The 19041-nt window shown below is 42.5% G+C and carries 18 protein-coding genes; 9 read left to right on the top strand and 9 right to left on the bottom strand.

What is annotated here, in order from left to right; translation table 11 throughout:
- Window positions 1-49 precede the first annotated feature (49 nt).
- Together ACXAEA_RS12385 and ACXAEA_RS12380 are read left to right on the top strand one after the other, a co-directional pair.
- On the top strand, window positions 50-1015 hold the full coding sequence (locus ACXAEA_RS12385) for an alpha/beta hydrolase (RefSeq protein ID WP_475096188.1): 966 nt from the start codon (window positions 50-52) through the stop codon (window positions 1013-1015).
- A gap of 148 nt (window positions 1016-1163) precedes the next feature.
- A complete protein-coding gene (locus ACXAEA_RS12380; RefSeq protein WP_475096187.1) occupies window positions 1164-1616 on the top strand; it encodes a CoxG family protein in 453 nt (150 codons plus the stop codon).
- 31 nt (window positions 1617-1647) lie between these two features.
- On the opposite strand, the gene ACXAEA_RS12375 is transcribed toward ACXAEA_RS12380, so the two are convergent.
- On the bottom strand, window positions 1648-1953 hold the full coding sequence (locus ACXAEA_RS12375; RefSeq protein ID WP_475096186.1) for a hypothetical protein: 306 nt from the start codon (window positions 1951-1953) through the stop codon (window positions 1648-1650).
- Window positions 1954-2074: 121 nt separating this feature from the next.
- On the opposite strand from ACXAEA_RS12375, the gene ACXAEA_RS12370 reads away from it, so the two are divergent.
- Entirely contained in the window at window positions 2075-2779 is a 705-nt protein-coding gene (locus ACXAEA_RS12370) for a DUF2161 domain-containing phosphodiesterase (protein WP_475096185.1), read from the top strand.
- 46 nt (window positions 2780-2825) lie between these two features.
- Here ACXAEA_RS12370 and ACXAEA_RS12365 read toward each other — a convergent pair whose 3' ends face one another.
- The gene (locus tag ACXAEA_RS12365; RefSeq protein WP_475096184.1) at window positions 2826-3695 is read right to left on the bottom strand and encodes a TetR/AcrR family transcriptional regulator; all 870 of its coding nucleotides are present in this window, start codon (window positions 3693-3695) and stop codon (window positions 2826-2828) included.
- 185 nt (window positions 3696-3880) lie between these two features.
- On the opposite strand from ACXAEA_RS12365, the gene ACXAEA_RS12360 reads away from it, so the two are divergent.
- Entirely contained in the window at window positions 3881-5419 is a 1539-nt protein-coding gene (locus tag ACXAEA_RS12360) for a DHA2 family efflux MFS transporter permease subunit (RefSeq protein ID WP_475096183.1), read from the top strand.
- 394 nt (window positions 5420-5813) lie between these two features.
- Window positions 5814-5960 (top strand): hypothetical protein, encoded by a 147-nt coding sequence (locus tag ACXAEA_RS12355; protein WP_475096182.1) that lies wholly within the window; start codon window positions 5814-5816, stop codon window positions 5958-5960.
- Between the two features lie 23 nt (window positions 5961-5983).
- Here ACXAEA_RS12355 and ACXAEA_RS12350 read toward each other — a convergent pair whose 3' ends face one another.
- Window positions 5984-6820, bottom strand: a complete 837-nt coding sequence (locus ACXAEA_RS12350) for a GDSL-type esterase/lipase family protein (protein ID WP_475096181.1) — start codon at window positions 6818-6820, stop codon at window positions 5984-5986.
- Window positions 6821-6980: 160 nt separating this feature from the next.
- On the opposite strand from ACXAEA_RS12350, the gene ACXAEA_RS12345 reads away from it, so the two are divergent.
- Together ACXAEA_RS12345 and ACXAEA_RS12340 are read left to right on the top strand one after the other, a co-directional pair.
- On the top strand, window positions 6981-8348 hold the full coding sequence (locus ACXAEA_RS12345; protein ID WP_475096180.1) for an MATE family efflux transporter: 1368 nt from the start codon (window positions 6981-6983) through the stop codon (window positions 8346-8348).
- A 137-nt stretch (window positions 8349-8485) separates the two neighbouring features.
- Window positions 8486-9007: a DUF1572 family protein gene (locus ACXAEA_RS12340; protein ID WP_475096179.1), complete on the top strand. Its 522-nt coding sequence runs from the start codon at window positions 8486-8488 to the stop codon at window positions 9005-9007.
- 38 nt (window positions 9008-9045) lie between these two features.
- Here the strand turns inward: ACXAEA_RS12340 and ACXAEA_RS12335 are convergent, their stop codons facing one another.
- Window positions 9046-9477, bottom strand: coding sequence for a DUF4395 domain-containing protein (locus tag ACXAEA_RS12335; protein WP_475096178.1), 432 nt, complete (start codon window positions 9475-9477; stop codon window positions 9046-9048).
- Window positions 9478-9648: 171 nt separating this feature from the next.
- On the opposite strand from ACXAEA_RS12335, the gene ACXAEA_RS12330 reads away from it, so the two are divergent.
- Both ACXAEA_RS12330 and ACXAEA_RS12325 read left to right on the top strand, forming a co-directional pair.
- Window positions 9649-10674, top strand: a complete 1026-nt coding sequence (locus tag ACXAEA_RS12330; RefSeq protein WP_475096177.1) for a VanW family protein — start codon at window positions 9649-9651, stop codon at window positions 10672-10674.
- Between the two features lie 118 nt (window positions 10675-10792).
- Entirely contained in the window at window positions 10793-10924 is a 132-nt protein-coding gene (locus ACXAEA_RS12325; protein WP_475096176.1) for a hypothetical protein, read from the top strand.
- A 59-nt stretch (window positions 10925-10983) separates the two neighbouring features.
- Here the strand turns inward: ACXAEA_RS12325 and ACXAEA_RS12320 are convergent, their stop codons facing one another.
- From ACXAEA_RS12320 to ACXAEA_RS12300, 5 genes are all read right to left on the bottom strand, one after another.
- The gene (locus tag ACXAEA_RS12320) at window positions 10984-11202 is read right to left on the bottom strand and encodes a hypothetical protein (RefSeq protein WP_475096175.1); all 219 of its coding nucleotides are present in this window, start codon (window positions 11200-11202) and stop codon (window positions 10984-10986) included.
- Window positions 11203-11309: 107 nt separating this feature from the next.
- On the bottom strand, window positions 11310-14762 hold the full coding sequence (metH, locus tag ACXAEA_RS12315) for a methionine synthase (protein WP_475096174.1): 3453 nt from the start codon (window positions 14760-14762) through the stop codon (window positions 11310-11312).
- A complete protein-coding gene (locus ACXAEA_RS12310; RefSeq protein ID WP_475096173.1) occupies window positions 14743-16605 on the bottom strand; it encodes a bifunctional homocysteine S-methyltransferase/methylenetetrahydrofolate reductase in 1863 nt (620 codons plus the stop codon). The genes metH and ACXAEA_RS12310 overlap by 20 nt, the downstream gene beginning before the upstream one ends.
- Window positions 16602-17777, bottom strand: coding sequence for a cystathionine beta-lyase (metC, locus tag ACXAEA_RS12305; protein ID WP_475096172.1), 1176 nt, complete (start codon window positions 17775-17777; stop codon window positions 16602-16604). The genes ACXAEA_RS12310 and metC overlap by 4 nt, the downstream gene beginning before the upstream one ends.
- A complete protein-coding gene (locus tag ACXAEA_RS12300) occupies window positions 17770-18888 on the bottom strand; it encodes a methionine biosynthesis PLP-dependent protein (RefSeq protein ID WP_475096171.1) in 1119 nt (372 codons plus the stop codon). Before ACXAEA_RS12300 ends, metC begins: the two co-directional genes overlap by 8 nt.
- Window positions 18889-19041: the final 153 nt, after the last annotated feature.

The following is a 19041-nucleotide window of genomic DNA, read 5'->3' as shown; positions in this document are numbered from 1 at the left end:
ATATTTATAAAAAATATAAAGATGACTTGGGGTAAAGGGGAATACTGGTTTGAAAAAGAAAATCATTTGGATTGGAAGCAGTATATTATTTGCTTTATTGATCGGCCTTTTTGCGGCAGGGAATTATTTTTATAATGTTGCCATCAATAGAACCCATGATTCAGTGGAACTGCATGGAGGCGGTGAAAGTGTGACAGCTGCCACGCTGCTTAGTGAAGAGGAGCAGCAGGCAAAAGTGGAAGATTTAATGGCTTGGACAAAGGAGCAAGACTTCGAAATTGTTGAGATGAAAACATCAGACGGCCTTACATTAAAAGCGCGATTTTTAAAAAATGCCCATTCGACTGGAAAAGCAGTAATCCTGGCACATGGCTATAAAGGGAACAGTGAACAGATGCCTGGAATTACGAAATTCTACTATGAACAGGGTTATGATATTCTCAAGCCTGACGCCAGGGGGCACGGCTTAAGCGAAGGTGATTATATCGGCTATGGCTGGCATGATCGCAAAGATTATGTTCAATGGGCAGAATTCCTGGTTGATGAGGCTCGAGCCGAGAATATCTACCTTCACGGATTTTCAATGGGTGCAGCAACCGTTCTTATGGCGAGTGGGGAGAAGCTGCCCGAGCAGGTAAAGGGAATTATTGCCGACAGTGGGTATACAACCGTTCTTGAAGAGTTGACACATCAACTTAAATATTTGTACCATCTTCCTCCATTTCCTGTCATGCAGGTTACTAGTTTCATAACGGACATTAGGGCAGGATATTCATTTGCAGAAGCGTCAGCACTTGACAGTGTTGCTAAAAATAACCTGCCATTGTGGATCATTCATGGAGATCAAGACAAACTGGTTCCTACGGAAATGGGAACTCGCTTATTTGAGGCAGCAACCGGAGAAAAACTGCTTTGGATTGTTCCAGGTGCAGGGCACACAGAAGCTTACACCATTGCCGAAAAAGAATATCAGGATCGGTTAAAGGCTTTTTTGGAAAAAACACTTAAAAAATAGGTTAATATTTTGTTGAAAACCACACCAGCTAGGTGTGCTTTTTTTAGGGTATACCATAAAAATGGGCTTGAAATAGGAAGATTTACTGGGACAAAGTATAAATAAGATGGCCAATCATATATCTCTTTATGAAGGAGGTGAGGATGACATGCCTGAAGGAAAACATGAAATCATAATGGGAGTCCCGATAGAGGAAGTATGGGATTTTGTCAAAGACATGGATAATTGGGCGCCGCTATTGCCAGGCTATATCAGCCATGAGAAACTGAATGAACATCAATCGAACTGGACGTTCAAGGAAACGATTGGCCTATTGAAAAAGAAAATCAGTCTGCAGGTAACGATTACCGAATGGGCAGAACCAACGAGAGTTACTTTCGATTTGAAAGGGATCAATGAAAACCTCACTGGTAATGGATATTTCAAAGCCGAAACAGTAGGAGAAAATCAAACAAAAATGATTGGTTATCTGCAGATGGCTGCAGAAGGTGCACTGGCACCGGTCATGAATGCAGTCATGAAAACTTCACTTCCGAAGAGCGGGCAGGAGCTTACAGAGGCGATTGCACAAAAGCTGGAGGAAAGGAAGGCATTAAGGTAAAAGTCAAAGGGAGCGTGCTTATGCACACTCCCTATTCTTTCTTCTCAATTTTAACAGGCCCATCAATTCGTCCACTTTTATCGAAATACACGATTACTTTATTTCCGATTTGCAGTGATGAATGTGTTACAACTTTTTCACTCTTAAAGTAAATACTCTTTCCTTCCTCGTTTTCACCAAAATACCCAGATTCACCAACCTTTTTAATGGTGTATTCCTCGGTGAGATATTCAACTTCAATTTCGTTTGAGACTTTCCTGGCTTCGTCCATTTCAAATTTAAGGTAAATCATCATTCCAAGTAGCAAGCTCAATAGGAATAAGACAAATACTTTCATTTTTCATCCTCCGCTGCGTAATCAATAGACATTATATGTAGGATGCTCGTCTTAATGACTTACTCTTATAAAAGTTTGCTATAATGAAAGGAAACTGCATTACTTACAGAGGGTTTTACAAATGACGAAATTATACGAAATGGATCTTTATGAGCCGATCAGGAAGCATTTTATAAAACAGGGGTATCGCGTCAATGGCGAGGTGCATGATTGTGATCTGACAGCGGTGAAAGATGAGGATCTTGTGATCGTGGAATTAAAATTAAATCTGAATATCGATTTGCTGCTCCAGGCAACAAGGAGACTGCGTCTGACTGATCTTGTATATGTCGCCATCCCAAAGCCAAAACGGATTTCAAGAAAGCGCTGGAATGATGTAATCCATCTAATGAAAAGGCTGGAATTGGGTTTGATTACGGTTTCTTTTACAGGAACTCGCAAAAGAATCGATTTTGTTGTTCACCCTGAACCCTTTGACCGGTCAAAAAGCAAAAACAAACGAAAAAAAGCTGCGCTTATAGCTGAAATCGAAGGCCGGAGCGGGGACTACAATATTGGTGGCAGCAATAAACGAAAAATCATGACTGCGTATAAGGAAAACTCCATCCAGATTGCCTGTTACCTGGAAAAACTCGGGCAGATGTCACCAAAAGCTCTTGTGGCACTTGGAACTGGCGCAAAGACTCCATCGATTCTTCAAAAAAACTACTATCAGTGGTTTGAAAGAGTCGAAAGGGGAATTTATTCCATTAACGAAAAGGGAAAAATAGAATTGGCTGAATATCCTCTATTGGTGAACTATTATTTAGGCTTGCTTGAAAAATAATTGCATCGATAGAAAAGACCCCCTTGCTGATATGCAAGGGGGATTTTCATGTCTTCTCCAACAGATTTATATCCACAAGTTCCTTAAGATCATTGAGGTCATTTGTGTTTACGCTCGATAACGAAAGTAGAACGGCATCAATCAGGAATTTCCTCGGTTCCTTTGATTTAAGGATTTCTTCTTGGATGAAATCGAGCTTTTGCAAGGTCTCTATGTCATTGTTGTTCGTTTTCCGTAATTTTGTGATCACAGAATGAATTTTTGTTCTCCAGTCCAGATCCTCTGTTTTAAAAGACGGCAGCCATTTTTCCAGAATTTCAGGTGGCAGCAGTTGTTCCCCTGTTTTGGCTACCTGTTCGAGCAAGTTCAATGTACGTGTCACACTATACCTCACAACCGGTTGGATACTTACTGCTTCTCCATGGGCCTTGCGATGATACCTGATATGCTGAAGGAGAATACCATTCAGCATGATGGCTGCATCCAAAAGAAAAGGATGGGTTACATCTTCTGTAATATCTGCAAGACGTTCACAAACCCAGCGTAATGACTTCATTTGTCCAGTTTCAATAAAATGTTTAAGTTCCTTATCTCCCGAAAAGAATACTTCTTCAAAAAGCGGAATTATTTTATTTTCCCGGTTTGCGGTCATTTGAAATTCGATTTGGCTGATAAAGACCTCCGGATCTGAAGGGTTCTGGCCAATCAGCAATGCATTACGGCCCTTTTCCATTTTTTTGAATGCTATTCGGAAAATGTCCATCAGCAATTCGTTTTTGGTTGAAAAATAATTATAGAAGGTACCTTTTGATATTCCGCTGTAATCGAGGATATCCTGAATAGAAGTGGCATGGAATCCCTTTTCAATAAAAAGCTGGTGTGCTTTTTCAATCACTTGACGCTTTCGATCGTTCATTTAATCACCTAAATCCTTTGTTATACCGATTGTATAAAATTTATACTACAGTAAATGTTCGGACTATACAAACCCTTTTATAATAGGGATTTAAAACCGTTGCAAAAATTGTACCGATGGTATATGCTATTGATTATGCAAAAAACATTGTTTGCGATTTTGTGAACAATTTAGGGGGATACAGAATGCAGCAAAACATCCAAACACCTGACAAGCCGCCTTATGGGATACTAGGGGTATTAATTGTCGGAGCATTTATCGCATTTTTAAATAACACATTACTTAACATAGCCTTGCCATCCATTATGGCTGACTTGAAAGTTGAAGCTACAACGGTTCAGTGGCTTACTACTGGATTCATGCTTGTCAGCGGGGTCATGATTCCGCTAAGTGCGTATTTGATTCAAAAATATTCAGTCCGCCACTTATTTTTAGCAGCAATGGGATTATTCACAGCCGGTACAATCATAGCAGGGGCAGCACATGTATTCCCGCTGCTGTTGGCAGGAAGAATGATTCAGGCATCTGGGACAGCAATCATGATGCCACTACTGATGAATGTCATGCTGGTAAGCTTTCCAATTGAAAAGCGCGGTACTGCCATGGGAGTGTTTGGTCTAGTCCTTATGTTCGCACCGGCGATTGGTCCAACACTTTCAGGATGGCTGATTGAGCACTACGACTGGAGGATGCTGTTCCATTTCGTAACTCCAATTGCAGCTGTAGTATTATTGCTCGGATTTTTCATGTTAAAGGATAAGAAAGAAAAAGTGAATATGCGATTGGACATTATTTCACTGTCGCTTTCAAGCATCGGTTTCGGTGGTCTGCTATATGGATTCAGTTCCGCTGGATCTAAGGGCTGGGATAGTCCACACGTTTATGTAACTCTCACAATCGGTGCAGTTTCACTTGTTGTCTTTATCCTGCGTCAATTAAGACAGGATAATCCTATGCTGAACTTCAGGATTTATAAATATCCGATGTTTGCTTTATCATCGGCGATTACAATGATTGTGACGATGGCGATGTTCTCAGGAATGCTGCTTCTGCCGATTTATGTGCAGACGATTAGGGGAATATCACCATTAGATGCCGGCTTACTGCTATTGCCGGGTGCAATCGTGATGGCCATCATGTCTCCAATTACAGGAAAGCTGTTTGATAAGTTCGGAGGGCGTGCTTTAGCCATCATCGGCCTGGCCATCACTATGGTCACGAGCTACTATTTCAGTAAGTTATCACTGGAAACAACCTATACTCAGCTGATCATTCTCTATACAGTACGGATGTTGGGGATGTCGATGGTGAACATGCCAGTATCGACAAACGGGCTGAACCAGCTGCCGGCACGCTATTATCCGCACGGAACCGCCATGAACAATACAATGCAGCAGGTTTCTGGCGCAATCGGTACAGCTTTGCTGGTTACAGTCATGTCCATGCGCGCTGAAAACTATGGCAAAGACCTAGCTGCCTCTGCGCTAAAAGAAGCAGCAGCCGCAGGAAAAGCCGTAACTCCAGCTGTCAAAGCTGAAATGGAACAGCAAATTGCGATGCAGGCAATGCTGCATGGAATCAACGACGCATTCTATGTCACAGTCTTCCTGTCATTCATCGCATTGGTTTTGGCATTCTTCATCAAACGTGCAAAACAGGCAGAAGACACGATTGGAAGACAGCCAGCTTCAGAAAAACACACAAATAAATTAGCCAACAATTAAACGAAAAACCCCTTGATTAGAGGGGTTTTTCTGTGTTGTGTTGGAAGGGAGGTTTAGCACCCATTACCCGGTTTTTGTTTTTGGTGATATTTTCGGTAAAAACAGAACGCTTGCATTGCCCGTTTGTTGAAATTCGAGTTCATCTTGGTAAAAGCAGCAAGGCTGCATTGCCCGTTTATAAGATTCTAAGTTCATCTGGGTAAAAGCAGTGAGGTTGCATTGCCCGTTTTTAAAATTCCAACTCCATTACGGTAAAAGCAACACGCTTGCAATCGCTGTATATCGAAGTTCAATCCCATTGCGTAAAAGCAAAGCCTATATTTGGAGTTGGCCATTGATTATATTTTCATGTGGAGTGGGGATTCTATTGGGTAACTTGAAAGGAGGTGGCAAAGTGGAAAAGGAAAAGAGGAAAGAAATGTCTGAGGATGAAGTGGCAAAACTGTTTGGACTTGATGAAGAGACGAGCCTACAGTCGGTCAATTTTGCCACGACGGAAAATCCTCTGCTTAATGAGCATTATAAGAAAGATAACCAATAGAAAAGCCGGGACAAAAGCCCAGCTTAATTTTCGCGGTTTGCCAGTACGGCATCCGCTTTATATTGTTTTTGGAACTGATCCAGCATTTGCGCAGAAATCGCCGAATTCCCAGATGGGTTTGGGTGTACACCATCACTTGAAAGATAGTGAAGATTATCGCTGTTAATGACATTGGTTGTCTGAATTACGACAGAAGAAGGAGTCTCTTTTGCAACTTCATAAATCTTTAAATTCCATTTTGGCAATAGTTTGTCTGCAAGGGAATAAAACTGATGGTCTGCAGGCATTGGATTGTATAGTTCAAGAAAGACGATTGTCGCTGATGGATTAATCTCACCGATTTTGCCAGCGATTCCGGCCAAGTTTTCTGTAAAGCTGGTTTGCAGGCTATCAATTGATTTCAGAGCGCTGTATATATCGCTCTTCTTAATCATCTTAAGTACGTCATTTCCGCCAACATTTACCGTAATCAGATCGGCTTCTTTAATCGCTTCATCATACACGCCATCCTGTACGAGCTGGTTCAGTCTCTCACTGGTTAATCCAATGATCCCTTCATTATTTGAAACGACTTGTTTCCCTGTTTCTGTTTCAAGCTCTACGGAAAACTGGCTGATAAAAGTTTCTTCCTCCGCAATACGGTATCCGCGGATGATCGAATCACCAAGAGCAAGATGATTGATCTCATTATCAGGTAATGTTTGATAGTAATCTATATAGGTGAGTTTATTTGTCTTTTCTAGTTTTGTTGCACTTTCTTCCTTCATTTTATTGAGCTGATATTGAGGATAGTAAATCCATGCGGAAACTGACAATAAAGCAACTAGGAAAAAAGTTAGAAGATATTTTATGATTTTCATGATGTTCACTCCTCGATATATTTCTATTGTATCAAGGATTAGGGTGGAAATAATTAGGGGGGTATTTCCATTTTTAAAAATTGTGTTACTATTTTGTGATACATCTAATGAATAATATTTTGTTATAATTATAGAATTATTATATTCAAGGAGAATAAGGATGTACCAGACATATTCGACAAAGGAAAAAATAAAGCAAATTTTTGTCATGCTGATCCCAATTTTGATTACACAATTAGGTATGTTTTCGATGGTCTTTTTCAATACCATTATGTCGGGAAAATATAATTCTTCAGATCTTGCTGGTGTAGCAATCGGTTCATCCATATGGAACCCGATTTTCACAGGGCTGAGTGGTATCCTGCTGGCAGTATCGCCTATCGCGGCTCAGCGTTTTGGAGAAAAGAAGGGGAAGGAAGTTTCCTCGATTCTGACTCACGGGATATATCTTGCGGTGATGATTGCAACACTCGTCATCATACTCGGAATTTTCTTGCTCGATCCAATTTTGACAGTGATGAATCTTCCGGAAAGTGTTCATGATACTGCACAAGGTTATCTTGTCGGTTTGAGTTTTGGCATCATCCCACTTTTTATTTTTAATGTATTGCGTTCATTCATCTATGCACTCGGTAAAACCAGAGTGGTCATGTATATCCTGCTTCTGTCATTGCCGATTAATTTCTTCTTGAATTATGTCCTGATCTTCGGATATTGGGGCTTTCCAGAGCTGGGCGGGGCGGGGGCAGGGTACGCCACATCCATCACTTATTTTGTGATTGCAGGGATGACGGCTGCTCTTATTATCACGCAAAGGCCCTTCTCTGAATTTGTTGGCTTGACATACTTTAAAGAGATCTCCGGAGAGAAAGTGAAGGAGATTTTGAAAATCGGTGTCCCAATGGGCCTGTCCATTTTCTTTGAAACGAGCATGTTTGCCGTTGTTACGATTTTAATCAGTAAATTCAATATCACGACAATCGCAGCCTATCAATCAGCTTTGAATATCGTTGCATTTCTGTATATGATCCCGATGAGCATTTCTATGGCGCAGACCGTACTGGTAGGGTTTGAAGTTGGTGCTGGACGTTATAAGGATGCAAAATCATACAGCTGGATCGGGATTTACCTGTCTGTAATCATTGCGGTTATCGCTGGTCTGCTTGTCGTACTGTTCCGTTTTGATGTAGCAGGATTTTACTCGAACGAACCTGCCGTCATTGCCTTGACTGGCCAGTTTTTGATTTATGCTTTGTTCTTCATGATTTCAGACGCGATCCAGGCAACCGCACTTGCCGCCTTGCGTGGATATAAAGATGTGAATGTTTCTTTTGTCATCACACTGATTGCCTACTGGCTGATTTGCCTGCCTGTAGGATACTTCCTGGCACACTATACATCACTTGGAGCACCAGGTTATTGGATTGGACTTACTGCTGGTTTGCTCGCTGCAGGTATATTCCTTTCAATGAGGCTAATTTATATTCAAAGACGGAGATTTAACGGGGAGCTTGCAGAAGCTGTCTAAAAAAATGGGATTCCTGCTGGAATCTCATTTTTTTATGTCCATCTGGTTTAAAGAAAATAAAATCTAGTACATTGACTCATCACCATACAGGAATGATTAGCGGTCTAGCCGAATATACGTAACTGGAGGTGCAGGAGATGAACTATATAGATTTGGCTATTGAGAATTTCAAGTCCATAAAAAAGCAGGCAGAAAGAGCGATGGAGCAGCTGGATCTCGATCAGCTCCACTTTTTGCCCAATGAAGAATGTAACAGCATCGCGATTATCGTCAAGCATATGAGCGGGAATCTTCATTCCAGATTTCGAGATTTTTTAACGACGGATGGAGAGAAGGCAGACCGCAACAGGGATGGCGAATTCGAGGGAAGATTTGAATCCCGAGAAAAAATGATGGCACAATGGAACTCTGGCTGGGATGTGCTTTTTCAAACTCTGTCACAATTATCTCAGGAAGATTTAGCAAAAACAGTCTATATTCGAAGCGAGCCTCACAACGTAATGGAAGCGATTCAGAGGCAAATTGTGCATCAATCAGGGCATGCTGGGCAGATTGTCTATATTGCTAAAATGATCAAAAATGAGGAATGGAAAACACTAAGCATACCAAAAGGGAAATCCAAGGAATTTAATAATAAAATGACGGAGCAGCACCAATAAAAAGCAGAAACCCATTGTTTTAAAACAATGGGTTTTTCTTATGGATTTGTTACATGCTTCTTCGCACGGAATTTAATCCATTGGTAACGGATAAAACAGCCAATGCAGAAACCTAGGATGGCTACAAATGCAGCAAGTGCGACCATGATCGTGAAGAAGTGGCCCAGAGCAGTAAGGCCTGTTGCATATGATATTAGACCACCTGTCAAACAAATGACTGCGATTTTTTGATTGAATTGCTGTTGTTCCCAGTCTTCAGGGATGTATTGAGATGGTTGTCTTTTTAAAAAATATTTAGCAGCACTCATGACCGGATTGAAATTGAACAAAAGCCCAGATAAACCAGCGAGAAGCGGCAATAACAAAATCCATGCAGACCCTGTGAGCCATGTTCCTGCGACACTGACCACAATGAACCATTGGTTTGTTCTCACTAGCGGTTGTGGAATAGATCGCAACTCAGATACCATATTAATTCCGACCTTTCTTATTGGTTTATATGTATTTTATCTTTTTTTAGATGAAATGTGAAGGGAAAAGATAATTTTACAAAAATTAGACTAATCGCGGAAATATGGAAAAGTATTCCTGAATACAATAGAATGCTGATTATAAATATATATAGAAATGATGGGGGAAAAATGGGGAAACGAACAAAAGTACTACTGCTGTTATTTGTGTCAGGTTTTATAGGATTGGCTGGCTGTTCTCAACAAAGTGTGAAGGAAGATGAGCCTAAGAAGACATCTGGACAAGAAGAAAAGAATGATGAGAAAGAAGTCGTCGAAGAAAACGGAGAAGAAGCAGAAAAAGAAGCAGAAAAAGAAGAGCAAGCTTTGCCTGTTGTCGTGAATGTGATTGACCCGGCCAACAAGACAGTAATCCGGTCATTAACGCCATTGGAAATGGGTTTTGGAACACAAGATGAAAAGTATAAGGCTGAACTGGAGAAATTGGCGCGTGAATTGGCCAGAGGAACCGAAGAGACACCTGGCTATGACAAACGGATGATTCCGGATAAACTGGGGCCAGATGGGCAAGTGATCAAAGGAACTCCATTAACCATCCTGGATGAAGCTGAGCTTGTGGAAAAAATAATCCAGGTTTCTGCTGATGGGGGAGATATTGAACTTCCCTTATATGTAACAGCAAGTGGATACGAAATGAACGATCTCGCAAATCTCGAAGAAGTGGTAGTTGGAAAATATACAACTTATTTTAACGCTGCTGTTGCTGGCAGAACGAGGAACATTGAGCTGTCGGCCGAAGCGATCAATAATGTGATTTTGGGAGTAGGGGATGTGTTTTCTTTTAACACGACGGTCGGTCCAAGTGATGAAGCACATGGGTATCAGCCTGCTGAAGAAATCGTCAACAAGAAATTGGTGATGGGTATCGGGGGAGGAATCTGCCAGACGTCCTCTACCTTGTATAATGCAGTGGATGTTCTTGGAGTAGGTTATGTGGAAAAGCATCATCATTCACTTACTGTCGGCTACGTCCCAAAAGGCAGAGATGCAACTGTCTCATTCGGTGGCAAGGATTTCAGGTTCGAAAATACTACAGGTGTTCCACTTATACTGAAAGCCATTGTCTGGAAAGGGTCTTTAACTGTAGAAGTGAGGACTTCCAAAGAAAATCAGGTATTGATGAAAAAAGGCGTTTGATTAGCTGTAAGTCTTAAAAAGATTCCGCCAAAAGACGGAGAAACAATCAATCCGATGGTGAATGTTTCCATCGTTGATATCCCTTATTCTTAAGATAAGAAAAAGGGAGGCGATCGTTATGGAACTTAACCATATCATTTTAGAATATATCTGGAAAACAAAAAAGGAAGAAATGAAGAGGGAATCTTATTACAGAGAAACCTATAAACTGTATCCAGAGTTTTTAAGATTTAAGTGGAATAAGAAGTAAGTATTAAATAGCATGTCAAAAGAAAACAGCGGCATAAAATGAGCCGCTGTTTTCCTGTGTTATGAGGATCGCTTGTTTTCCTTTGTCGAAACCAACAGTCCGCGTTTTACCCAGTAATCCAAATTGTCAACAGGAAAGACGGCTCTGTTCATAGCATTGTTCATCTTAATGACAACACTTTTGTCCAAAACCTCAACAACCTTTAATCGGTCGGAATTGTACATGTTGGGCAAAAATCCACTTTTGATTTCAAACTCCATATTGCTGTAGTAGTCCATAAAAAAACCTCCAAGATTTCTTATGGAAATAATATCTGCCAAACCAAGCATTTTTATCCAAATGAAAGCACCAAAAAAAGCAAGGGGGAAATCCCCTTGCCTATTTACTATTCATTCTTCAATACATTGAAATACCTTGCATCAGGATGTGAGAACACAATAGCGGTGACAGATGCCTCCGGTTCCATCATGCAGCCTTCGGTTAGATGGATTCCGATATCCTCCGGCTTCAGCAGCTTGAAAAGTTTTCTCTGATCTTCCAGGTCTGGACATGCAGGGTATCCAAAAGAGAAACGCTGGCCCTGATACTTGGCGGCAAACCGGTCTTTCATTGTCATATCAGGAGTATCAGGAAATCCCCAAAGATCGCGCATCTGCCGGTGGAGCAGTTCTGCAAATCCTTCTGCTGTCTCGAGTGCAAGTGCCTGCAGGGCATGGTTTTCGAGGAATCTTCCTTCATTTTTCAGTTGTTCAGCTGCCTGACGTATACCTGAACCTGCCGTGACCGCGAACAATCCGACATAATCCTTTTCTTTATCACTGACAGAGCGTACATAATCAGAAAGGCATAATCCAGGGGAAACCTCCTGGCGAGGGAATTCAAATGTTTCTATTATTTGATCCGGACTTTTAGGATCAAAAATATGAAGCTTATTTCCTTCTGATTGAGCCGGATAAAACTGGTATACAGCAGCAGGCTTAATCCATCTGTTTGTTTTCGCTTCTCTCATTAGAGATTGGACGATATCGGCAAGCTTAACTGCTTTTTCATTTCCTTCATAAAGCAATTTTTCAACTTTTCCTTTTAAACCCAAATGATGGCCTATTAACATCTGCTGATTGATATAAGGTTCAATATGGGAAAGGGAATAGGATTTCAACAGACGACGTTTTGTATCCTGCGGGATATACACAGGCGCATTCACAATAGCTTTAGGTCGTTCAAGAACGGCTGTAGCTGTTTTATTACCAGTCGTAAAAACCTCTTTATGCAAAGCGGCTTCCTGTTTCGCTTTCTGTTCAGAAACGAGTTGGTCATATCCATCCGATTCCCGCAGCTGATTGGCGATTGACAGGCCGTTCATGGCATCCTTTGCATACAGCACCAGTCCATTGTATTCTCTAGCAATCTTGGTATCGGTGAACTTTCTTGATAATGCGGCACCACCGACAAGAATTGGAACATCGATTCCCGCCTGATTCATATCATGGGCGGTTAGGACCATCTGTTGTGCCGATTTGACGAGCAGCCCTGAGAGGCCGACAATATCCGGCTTTTCTTTTTTAATTGCCTCGATAAGAGTATTTGGAGTTACCTTGATTCCAAGATCTAAAACTTCATAGCCATTGTTGCTTAGGATGATATCCACCAGGTTTTTGCCGATGTCATGCACATCTCCTTTGACTGTAGCTAGAAGCACCTTACCCTTTGTGGATGTTGAATCATTCTTCTCCATGTAAGGCTCCAAATAAGAAACTGAAGCTTTCATCACTTCAGCACTCTGTAAAACTTCCGCGACAATCAGCTGGTTGTCGTTGAAAAGCCTGCCAACTTCCTTCATCCCATCCATCAACGGACCATTTATGATCTCGAGCGGGGCAGGGTAGGTCTCGAGAGCAGCAGCGAGATCAGGGATAAGGCCTTCTTTTGTCCCTTCCACCACATAGTAGGCCAGCCTCTCGGCAAGTGTCATATCAGGGAGTGTGCTTTTTGTCTCCTTCTTTTTATCTCGGTAAAAATCTGTAAATACCGCAAGTGATTCATCGGTTGTATTGAACAATAATTCTTCTGCCATCTTGACTTCTTCTGGAGTGATCGACGCAAAACGTTCGAGTTTCTCTGTATTGACAATTGCATAATCAAGCCCTGCCTGGGTGCAATGATATAGAAAAACTGAGTTCAACACTTCACGGCCAACCGGTGGAAGGCCAAAGGAAACATTGCTTATTCCAAGGATCGTCTGCGATTCAGGAAAGGTTTCTTTTATCATTCTGATTCCGTCAACAGTTGCTTTCGCTGAGCCAATATACTGTTCATCCCCGGTGCCCACTGGGAAGACGAGTGGATCAAAAATCAAGTCCTGAGCCGGAACTTGATATTTATTGACCAACAGATCGTATGATCGCTTGGCGATTTCAAGCTTTTTATCAGCCGTAACTCCCATGCCTGATTCCTCGATCGTTCCCACAACGACTGCAGCGCCATATTTGTGAATCAGACGGGCAATTGACTCAAATCTCTCCTCGCCATCTTCCAGATTGATCGAATTAATTATCGCTTTCCCCTGGGAATAGGATAAGGCTTTTTCGATCACATCGTCATCAGTTGAATCAATGACCAGAGGAACTTTAACCTTTTTGACGACTTCCTGAATAAACTGCTCCATATCCTGGAGCTCATCTCGGTCCGGGTCTGCCAGGCAGATGTCGATGACATGGGCTCCGTTCTTTACTTGAGCCCTTGCAATTTCAGCCGCTTCTTCGATTTTCCCCTCTGAAATCAAACGTTTGAATTTGCGTGAGCCAATTACGTTCGTACGTTCTCCAACCATGATCGGCCTCAGAGTCGGATCATCATAAATGAAAGGTTCGATGCCAGAAACCATATGCAGCCTGTTTTCTTCAATCTTTCGGGGCCGGCAATCCTGCATTTTTTCCGAAATTGCCTTGATGTGGTCAGGGGTTGTGCCACAGCAGCCGCCAACGATATTCAGCCAACCTTCCTCGGCAAAATGAGAAAGCTTCTGAGCAAGCGTTTCAGGCGTTTCATGGTATTGACCTTCCTCATCAGGCAAGCCTGCGTTAGGGTAACAGCTGACTGCAGAAGTGGAAAGGGTGGCAAGTGAACGCAAGTGATCTTGCATGAATTCTGGACCGGTTGCGCAATTCAATCCGATTGCGATTGGGTTCATATGCTGTACAGATATATAGAATGCTTCAATCGACTGTCCGGCAAGTGTTGTGCCCATCGGTTCGATCGTAGCTGATATCATTAGTGGAATTTCTTTGCCTCTTAGCTGAACTGCACGCTGAATTCCAGTATAAGCCGCTTTCACATTGAGCAAATCCTGGCTTGTTTCAAGCAGAAGCAGGTCTGCACTGCCATCGATCAGGCCAAGAGCCTGCTCTTCATACGCCGCAGACATCTCCTCAAAGGTGGCTCCGCCTGTTACGCTTAGCGTTTTTGTCGTAGGCCCCATCGAACCCGCGACAAAACGGGGAGTCGAAGGGGAAGACGCTTCATCAGCTGCCTTCCTTGCAATAAGGGCAGCCGCCTTGTTGATTTCATATGCTTTATTACCTAAACCATACTCATCCAGGACCAGACTTGTTGCACCGAATGTATTTGTCTCTACAACATCGGCTCCTGCCTGAAAATATGCCCGATGTATGTTCTCGATTACTTCCGGGGCTGTGAGATTAAGGATTTCATTGCAGCCATCATATTCTTCTCCGCCAAAATCGTCTGGAGTCAAGTTTGCCTGCTGGAGCATCGTCCCCATAGCACCGTCCATGATCAGGATTTTTTTATTCATCTGTTCAGTTAACAAGGTTGACATTCTGTTTCCTCCTCAATAGAAGGCTGCTGTATTCGGTAGCATAAGTGGACAACTCAACACTCATCTCATAGTTCATAAACGGTGTGATTAAGTAAATTCCGTTAAAAAGTTCTGCTGCAGCCTCAATCAGTCCTTTTGTGATTGCAATGCCTTCTCTTTTTGACTGGAGAGGCTCGTTATTAAATTTCGCCATGATGTCGAGAATTTCCTGTGAAATCTTGATGCCTGGCACCTCATTGTGCAGGAACTCCGCATTTCGGCTGCTGGTCAGCGGCATCAGTCCGATATAGACAGGGACATCAAGATGCTTTTTAGATTCATGGACTTCCAAAAGCAATTTTTCCGAGTAAACAGGCTGGGTTATGAAGTAATCGGCACCTGCATTTATTTTCTTTTCCATCCGCTGTACTGCCTTTTCTATTGACCTGACGTTTGGATTGAACGCTGCACCAACCGAAAATGCCCCTTTTTGACCTAAATCTTTGCCAGAATAGGAGAGACCAGCATTGAACTGCTTGATCATCTCGATCAGTTCGAACGATGAAACATCAAATACGGAGGATGCTCCAGGGAAATCCCCGACTCGTGCTGGGTCCCCGGTTACAGCAAGCAGGTCATGGAGTCCCAGGGTATGCAAACCCATCAGATGGGATTGGAGACCGATGATATTGCGGTCACGGCATGTCAAATGGACAAGAGGACGCAGACCAATTTTATCTTTAACGAGGTGCCCAATCGCCGCATTCGAAATTCTTGGAGATGCAAGCGAATTATCAGCGAGTGTCAGCGCGTCGATACCGGTATCCATCAAAGCTTTTGCTCCTTCGAAAAAACGGGACGTATCAAGCTTTCGGGGTGAGTCAAGCTCGACAATTACAGATGGGCGTTTTTTTACAAGCTCATGCAAAGGGGGGACAGGTCTTGACACATCAGGTGAGCTGACCGCCACCTTCGTTTTTTTTCTTTTAATACTTTTCTCACTGACAGGACTAAGTCCTTTTAACTCATCCGAAAAAGCCTTGATATGTTCTGGTGTTGTGCCACAACAGCCGCCGAGCAGGCGAACACCCTGATCACGAAAGCTGCGGGCAGATTTTTTAAAGTATTCAGGAGTACCCTCATAATGGAATTTGCCATCAGTATAAGCGGGTAAACCAGCATTTGGATAGGCAGAAAGATAAGCTTTTGCTGGCAGCTCAATCTGTTCAAGGCTTGAAATCATATGGTGGGGGCCAAGGCGGCAGTTAAGGCCAACAATGTCAGCTCCCAAATCTTCCATTCTATGAAAAACCTCCTGTAGAGGGGTTTGGTCCTGCATGATGGCGATTTCCTGGAGGGAGACCTGTGCAATGATTGGAAGGCTGGTTTCTTTCCGGGCAATAGCAAGCACTGTTTCTATTTCTTTCATATCATAGAAGGTTTCAAGCAAAATTCCATCGACTTCCTCTAGCAGAAGGCAGTACAGCTGTTCTCTGAAACTGCGCTTGATTTCTTCAATTGGTATCGCAGATGGCCTAATGCCGCGGTTACCGCCTATGGTTCCTAAGACATGCGCCTCCTTACCAGCTGCAAGTCTGGCGAGTCGTACTGCAGAGCTGTTAATCTCTTTCACCTGATCCTCAAGTCCATATCGTTCCAGTTTTATATAATTCGCTGCATACGTATTCGTCTGGATCAGGTCTGCACCAGCACTAATGTAAGCTTTATGAATACGAACAATATCATCAGGTTGTGAAACATTCAGCTCTTCAAAGCAAGTGCCTGCACCATATGAATAGAGGAGGGTACCAATTGCGCCATTGGCTATTAAGATTTCATTTTCCAAACGTTTGAGGAAACTCATCGGATTCGCTCCTTTTGAGAGTTGATAGAATGTAAAGCATGTTTAAAATCTACAATCAGATCTTCCACGCTCTCCAGGCCAACAGATAAGCGTAGCAATCCGTTACTTATGCCGCGTTTTTTGCGTTCAGCTTCAGGCATGGCAGCGTGGGACATTTTTGCCGGGTAAGAAAGAATGGACTCTACTGCACCAAGACTGACGGCAAAGACAGGAATTTTGACCTTTTCGATAAAATGCTTTAATTGAGCCTCATCTTCCAATTCAAACGCAACCACCGCTCCAGGGCCATCCGCCTGAAGTTGATGCAATGCATGTTGTGGATGGTCAGTTAATCCGGGAAAATAAACTTTTTTAATCTGTTGTTCTTCTATTAAAAATTGAGCGATCTTTTGAGCGTTTTCCTGTGATTGATTCAACCTGACGGACAAGGTTTTTATTCCTCTCATGACGAGCCAGGCATCCTGGACGCCAAGGATAGCTCCAAAGGAATTTTGCAGGGAATAAAGCCTTGTTGCCAAATCTTGATCCTTTGCCACCGCCAGACCAGCAACAGTATCGCTATGCCCTGACAAGAATTTAGTCGCGCTGTGAAGGACAAGGTCGGCTCCCAGCTCAAGTGGTCTTTGCAGATACGGTGTCATGAAGGTATTATCTACAAAAGTCAACGCGCCTTGTTCCTTTGCGATCCTGCTGATCGTTTGGATGTCGGTTATCTTCAGTAAAGGATTAGAAGGTGTTTCTACATACAATAAAGCAGTGTTTGGCTGGATCGCTTGTTTTACTGTTTCGATGTCTGTCATGTCCACAAAAGTATGCTCTATGCCAAATCGGTTCAAAACCTGGGTAACCATGCGGAAGGTGCCACCATAAACATCTTCTGATATAACAACATGGTCTCCCTTTGATAGAAGCAAAAATGCGGTAGAAATAGCTGCCATGCCGGAGGAAAACGCAAAACCCCGGCAACCGCCCTCAAGGTCAGCGATGATATCCTCCAATGCTTCCCTGGTGGGGTTCAGGCTGCGGCTGTAATCATATTTTCCAAACGTATTTGGAGATTCCTGATGAAATGTGGAGGCATGCTGGATTGGAACACTGACTCCTCCTGTTGCAGGATCCACTTTATGCCTGTTATGAAGGAGTTGGGTTTCAAAGGTATAAGAATCACTCATACACATTTGCCTCCTTTCCTGCATGTTGAAAAGCATGTTCCAAATCATCAATTAAATCTTCAGTATTCTCAATTCCAACCGAGAAGCGAAGAAGCCGGTCACAAACTCCTGTCTGTTCGCGGATTTCTGCAGGGATATCTGCATGTGTCTGGGTAGCAGGGTAGGTGATAAAGCTTTCAACACCGCCCAGACTTTCAGCAAAGGTGATAAGAGACAGGCTTTGTAAAAATGGATTGACCATTGAAGGGGACTTAATCCTGAATGAAATCATTCCGCCTTTGCCTGGGTAGAGTACATCCTTTACAGCACTATGATTTTGAAGATAATCGACCAATTTGATTGCATTTCGCTCATGACGCTCCATTCTTAATGACAATGTTTTCATGCCCCTGATCAAAAGCCAGGAATCAAATGGACTTAGAACAGCACCACCACCATTATGGTGGAGGAATAACGCTTCACAAATGTCATTTCCCTTTGCAACAATTAGGCCTGCTAGCACATCATTATGGCCGCCAAGATATTTAGTAGCGCTGTGAATAACAATATCTGCTCCTAATGACAATGGTTTTTGCAGCAGGGGAGTATAAAAGGTGTTATCAACAATCAACAATAGTCCATTAGTACTTGCGATCCTAGCAATAGCCTCAATGTCTGCCTGTTCCATCAATGGATTTGTCGGTGTTTCGACAAAGAGCGCTTTCGTCTTAGGCGTGATGGCGGCTTCAATTGAATTCAAATCACCCATGTCTACATATGTACTATTCAAACCCCATTTTTTAAACCCTTGCCCGAGAAGGCGGTAAGTACCTCCATATAAATCATTTGAGACAATCCATTCATCACCATGCTGGAATAATGAAAGAATCGTCCAAATTGCGGCCATGCCTGAACTGCAGGCGAATCCGCGATCGCCTTCCTCAAGATCAGCGATTGCTTTCTCAAGAACTTCCCTTGTTGGGTTACCTGTACGAATATAATCATATCCGCTTGATTGACCAATACCTTCATGACGGTATGCAGTAGTTAAATAAATGGGGGTATTCACAGCCCCGGTTGCAGATTCACTTCTGTTTCCAAGCTGAGCCAGTTTCGTATCGATTTTTGTCATTGTTTTCACTCCCGGTTGATAAATTATATTTCTCTTAATCAAGAAAATCTTGAGGATAAGCTTTAGAATTATAAGGAAATCTTCCTTGAGCAGAGTGAAAAAAAAACAAAAAAGCCTTCTTTAAGAAGAAGACTTTAATACGAAATAGCCATT

It is taken from the genome of Mesobacillus sp. ABV4_180, assembly GCF_056158485.1.
The sequence above is the reverse complement of the archived record's forward strand: the minus strand, read 5'-3'. Positions and strand labels throughout refer to the sequence as shown.

What these genes read in the sequence shown, in the direction of transcription:
- ACXAEA_RS12375 (WP_475096186.1), bottom strand. Translation starts at nt 1,953, where the DNA reads ATGAAAGTATTTGTCTTATTCCTATTGAGCTTGCTACTTGGAATGATG.
- ACXAEA_RS12335 (WP_475096178.1), bottom strand. Translation starts at nt 9,477, where the DNA reads ATGGTATCTGAGTTGCGATCTATTCCACAACCGCTAGTGAGAACAAAC.
- ACXAEA_RS12345 (WP_475096180.1), top strand. Translation starts at nt 6,981, where the DNA reads ATGTACCAGACATATTCGACAAAGGAAAAAATAAAGCAAATTTTTGTC.
- ACXAEA_RS12350 (WP_475096181.1), bottom strand. Translation starts at nt 6,820, where the DNA reads ATGAAAATCATAAAATATCTTCTAACTTTTTTCCTAGTTGCTTTATTG.
- ACXAEA_RS12370 (WP_475096185.1), top strand. Translation starts at nt 2,075, where the DNA reads ATGACGAAATTATACGAAATGGATCTTTATGAGCCGATCAGGAAGCAT.
- metC (WP_475096172.1), bottom strand. Translation starts at nt 17,777, where the DNA reads ATGAGTGATTCTTATACCTTTGAAACCCAACTCCTTCATAACAGGCAT.
- ACXAEA_RS12380 (WP_475096187.1), top strand. Translation starts at nt 1,164, where the DNA reads ATGCCTGAAGGAAAACATGAAATCATAATGGGAGTCCCGATAGAGGAA.
- ACXAEA_RS12300 (WP_475096171.1), bottom strand. Translation starts at nt 18,888, where the DNA reads ATGACAAAAATCGATACGAAACTGGCTCAGCTTGGAAACAGAAGTGAA.
- ACXAEA_RS12365 (WP_475096184.1), bottom strand. Translation starts at nt 3,695, where the DNA reads ATGAACGATCGAAAGCGTCAAGTGATTGAAAAAGCACACCAGCTTTTT.
- metH (WP_475096174.1), bottom strand. Translation starts at nt 14,762, where the DNA reads ATGTCAACCTTGTTAACTGAACAGATGAATAAAAAAATCCTGATCATG.
- ACXAEA_RS12330 (WP_475096177.1), top strand. Translation starts at nt 9,649, where the DNA reads ATGGGGAAACGAACAAAAGTACTACTGCTGTTATTTGTGTCAGGTTTT.
- ACXAEA_RS12310 (WP_475096173.1), bottom strand. Translation starts at nt 16,605, where the DNA reads ATGAGTTTCCTCAAACGTTTGGAAAATGAAATCTTAATAGCCAATGGC.
- ACXAEA_RS12340 (WP_475096179.1), top strand. Translation starts at nt 8,486, where the DNA reads ATGAACTATATAGATTTGGCTATTGAGAATTTCAAGTCCATAAAAAAG.
- ACXAEA_RS12320 (WP_475096175.1), bottom strand. Translation starts at nt 11,202, where the DNA reads ATGGACTACTACAGCAATATGGAGTTTGAAATCAAAAGTGGATTTTTG.
- ACXAEA_RS12360 (WP_475096183.1), top strand. Translation starts at nt 3,881, where the DNA reads ATGCAGCAAAACATCCAAACACCTGACAAGCCGCCTTATGGGATACTA.
- ACXAEA_RS12325 (WP_475096176.1), top strand. Translation starts at nt 10,793, where the DNA reads ATGGAACTTAACCATATCATTTTAGAATATATCTGGAAAACAAAAAAG.